At 74.4% G+C, this 3,720-nt stretch carries 3 protein-coding genes; all 3 read left to right on the top strand.

The genetic code is table 11. The features are described 5' to 3' along the window. Positions 1-1,150, top strand: a 1,150-nt coding sequence (locus KIK08_RS37980) for a beta-propeller fold lactonase family protein (protein WP_214408149.1), incomplete at its 5' end; no start/stop codon positions are given. A 3-nt stretch (positions 1,151-1,153) separates the two neighbouring features. Further along, positions 1,154-2,740, top strand: a complete 1,587-nt coding sequence (locus KIK08_RS37975) for a glycosyltransferase family 39 protein (protein ID WP_214408148.1) — start codon at positions 1,154-1,156, stop codon at positions 2,738-2,740. 89 nt (positions 2,741-2,829) lie between these two features. Continuing rightward, positions 2,830-3,720, top strand: an 891-nt coding sequence (locus KIK08_RS37970; RefSeq protein WP_308258153.1) for a serine/threonine-protein kinase, incomplete at its 3' end; no start/stop codon positions are given.

Genomic DNA, 3,720 nt, shown 5'->3' with positions numbered 1-3,720 from the left:
GACCACCCGCATCGCCGCCGGCCAGACCGTGCGCATCCGGCGGGCGCCGACGCCGCCGCCGCGCCCCGAGGTCACGCCGGCCCCGCCGCGCCCGGAGGCCGACCCCGACGCCACCGAGACGATCACCAGCCCGCGCTCGTCCGGCGGCGGCCGCGGCCGGCTCGCCCTGCTGTCGGCCATCGTGGTCTTCGGTCTGCTGGTGGTGGCCTCCGCGGTGTTCCTGCCCCGGCTGCTGGCGGCGGGCGGCGCGCCGTTCACGCAGGTCGCGGCGATCCCGGTGGGCGTCGCGCCGGCGGAGGTCGCGCTCTCGCCCGACGGCACCCGCGCCTACGTCACCAACCTCGGCGCCGACACCGTCTCGGTCGTCGACACCGCCGCCGCGACGACCGTGGGCGAGCCGATCCCGGTCGGCGACATGCCCAACAGCGTGGCGGTCAACCCCGACGGGACGCGCGTCTACGTCACCAACAACGGCTCCGACGACGTCTCGGTGATCGACACGGCCACCGCGGCGGTCGTCGCGACGGTGCCCGTCGGCCAGTTCCCCGACGGTCTCGCCGTCGCGCCCGACGGCTCCCGAGTCTACGTCGGCAACGCCGACTCCGACGACGTGGTGGTCATCGACGCGGCGACCAACGAGGTCACCGGGCCGCCGATCCCGGTCGGCGACAGCCCGTTCGGCCTGGCCATCAGCCCGGACGGCACCCGGCTCTACATCCCGGAGTTCGCCGCGGGCGCCTGCTCGATCATCGACACGGAGTCGGGCACCGTCATCGAGACCGTCGACGTCGGCGAGGGGCCGCTGGGGGCCGCGTTCAGCCCGTCCGGCGAGCGGCTCTACGTCACCAACCAGGCCGAGGGCACCGTCTCGGTGGTCGACACCGCCAGCCGGCAGGTGGTGGGCACCCCGACCGCGGTGGGCACCAAGCCGTCCGGTGTCGCCGTCACCCCCGACGGCAGCCGCGTGCTCGTCACCGTCCGCGACGACGACACCCTGGTCGTCCTGGACGCCGACGGCGCCCAGGTCGGCGACCCCGTGCCGGTCGGCGACGCGCCGGTGTCGGTGGTCGTGTCGGCCGACGGCACCCGCGTCTACGTCGTCAGCGAGCGGTCGAACGACCTGACGGTGCTGACCGTCGCGGAAGGCTGAGAGATGGGTCCGGGGGACACCGCCACCGTCGTCATCGTCCCGCCGCAGCCACCACGCTCCACCCGGCGCACGACGTTCCTGCTGGTCGGCGCGGTCACGCTGGTCGGGTTCGTGCTGCGGTTCACCCTGATCGACGCCAAGAGCCTGTGGCTCGACGAGGCGTTCAGCGTCTGGATCAGCAACCTCGACCCCGGCCACATCTGGCGCACCACCCTGCAGATCGACACCCACCCGCCGCTGTACTACTCGCTGCTGCACTTCTGGATCGACACCCGCAGCGGCGAACTGGCGCTGCGCAGCTTCTCCGCGCTGTTCTCCGCGGCCACGGTGCCGGTCCTCTACCTCGTCGGCCGGGAGGTCGGGGGGCGCTGGCTCGGCCTGCTGGTCGCGGGGCTGCAGGCCGTCTCGCCGCTGCACGTCTGGTACGCCCAGCAGGGCCGCATGTACGCGATGATGACGTTCTTCGCGGCGCTGGCGCTGCTCTGCATGGTGCGCCTGCTGACCGGCGGCCGCGGGGTCCGCGCGACGCTGCTGACCTGGGTCGGGTTCGTGGTGGCCACGGTGGCGACCATGCTCAGCCACAACACCGGCGTGCTGCTGCCGGCCACGCTCCTCGTGTTCACCGCGATCGTGGGCCTCGGCCGGCTCGTGGCCGCGTGGCGCAGGCCGTTCGACCCCGACGGGACCGCCCCGATGGGCCGGCTCGGCGCGGTCAGCCGCCCGGGCACCGACCTGCGGCTGTGGCTCGCCGGGCTTGCCGCGGTGGTGGTGCTCTGGCTGCCCTGGCTGCCGGGGTTCCTCGCCCAGAGCGGCCGGGTCGACGCCGAGTTCTGGATCCCGCCGCCGACCGGGCAGAAGGTCCTCGACCACGCCCGCGACCTGCTCAGCGCCTACGCGCCCGGCGCGCTGACGGTGCCGCTGCTCGTCGGCGGCGCGGTGCTGGTCGCGGTGGCCGCCTGGCACCTGCGCCACCGCCGGGAACTGCTGGTGCTGCTGGTGCTGCTGGTGGTCGGCCCGGTGGTGGGCGAGCTGCTGGTCAGCGTGCGCCGGCCGATCTTCTACTCGCAGACCCTCATCTGGACGTCGCTGCCGCTGACGGTGCTCGTCGGCGTCGGGCTGGCGCGCCTGCGGCCGCGACCGGTCATGGCCATGGCGACCGCGGCGCTGCTGGCCGTCAACGCGGTCTCGCTCGTGGCCTACTACCAGGCCGCCGGCACCGAGGACTGGCGGCGGGCCGCGCTCTACGTGGCCGACCGGGCCCGACCGGGCGAGGTGGCGCTGTTCAGCGCCGGGTGGACCGAGCTGGCCTTCGGCTACTACTACCGCAGCACCGGCGGCGAGCCGATCGAGATGCACGGGCTGCCCGTCGACCCGTTCGAGCGCGGCGTGCTGGAACCGAAGATGGCCGCCACCGACGTCCCCCGCCTCGACCAGCTCACCGAGGGCCGGCCGCGCGTGTGGCTGGTGCTCAGCCACGACGGCTACACCGACCCCGACCGCATCGTGACCGGCCGCCTCGGCGAGCACATGCACGTGGTCGAGCAGGTCGACCTGGCCGGGATGCGCATCCAGGCCTACGAGCCCGGCTGACCCCGTGCGACGATCGTGGCGGGCACGGCGTCCCCCGACCGGGTGCCGACGACCGCGGCCCGCGAACACGACGCGAGGGAACGACTGGCGTGGAGGGTGAGGTCTTCGGGCCGTACCGGCTCGATGCGTTGATCGGCTCCGGTGGCATGGGCGAGGTCTTCCGCGCCCGCGACACCGCCCGCAACCGGGTCGTCGCGCTCAAGCGCCTGCCCCGCCAGCTCGCCGTCGACGAGGAGTACCGGGCCCGGTTCCAGCGCGAGTCGGCGCTGGTCGCCCAGCTGCGCGAGCCGCACATCATCCCCATCCACGACTACGGCGAGATCGACGGCCAGCTCTACATCGACATGCGCCTCGTCGAGGGCAAGGACCTGGCCAAGGTCCTCGCGACGGGCGCGCTGGGCGTCGGCCGCGCCGTCGACGTCGTCTCCCAGATCGCCGACGCGCTCGACGCCGCCCACACCGAGGGGCTCGTGCACCGCGACGTCAAGCCGTCGAACATCCTGCTGGTCGGCCGGGCCGGCCCGGACGGGATGACGGTGACCGACCGCGGCGTCGCCTACCTGGTCGACTTCGGCATCGCCCGCGCCGTCGACGGCCCCACGCTCAGCGCCGCCGGGCTGGCCATGGGCAGCTCCGGCTACATGGCCCCCGAGCGGCTCACCGGCGACGACTGGGACCTGCGCGTCGACGTGTACTCGCTGGCCTGCGTGCTCTACGAGTGCCTCGTCGGCAACCGGCCGTTCCCGGCCAAGAGCCTGCCCGCGGCGATCAACGCGCACCTCAACACCCCGCCACCGCGGCCCTCCGAGCACCGCCCCGACCTGCCCGTCGGCTTCGACGAGGTGGTGGCGGTGGGCATGGCCAAGGACCCGGCCGAGCGCTACGCCTCGGCCGGGCGCCTCGCCGCGGCCGCCCGCGCCCTGCTGACCGCCCGCACCGGCTCCCAGCCGTTCCCCGTGCCCGCGACCGGCCCCGCCCCG

This window comes from Pseudonocardia lacus, from assembly GCF_018531445.1.
GTDB lineage: Bacteria > Actinomycetota > Actinomycetes > Mycobacteriales > Pseudonocardiaceae > Pseudonocardia > Pseudonocardia lacus.
This window is presented reverse-complemented; position numbering and strand designations above follow the sequence as displayed.

Excerpts from the sequence above, each read along its gene's own strand:
- KIK08_RS37975 (WP_214408148.1), top strand. The coding sequence starts at position 1,154 with ATGGGTCCGGGGGACACCGCCACCGTCGTCATCGTCCCGCCGCAGCCA.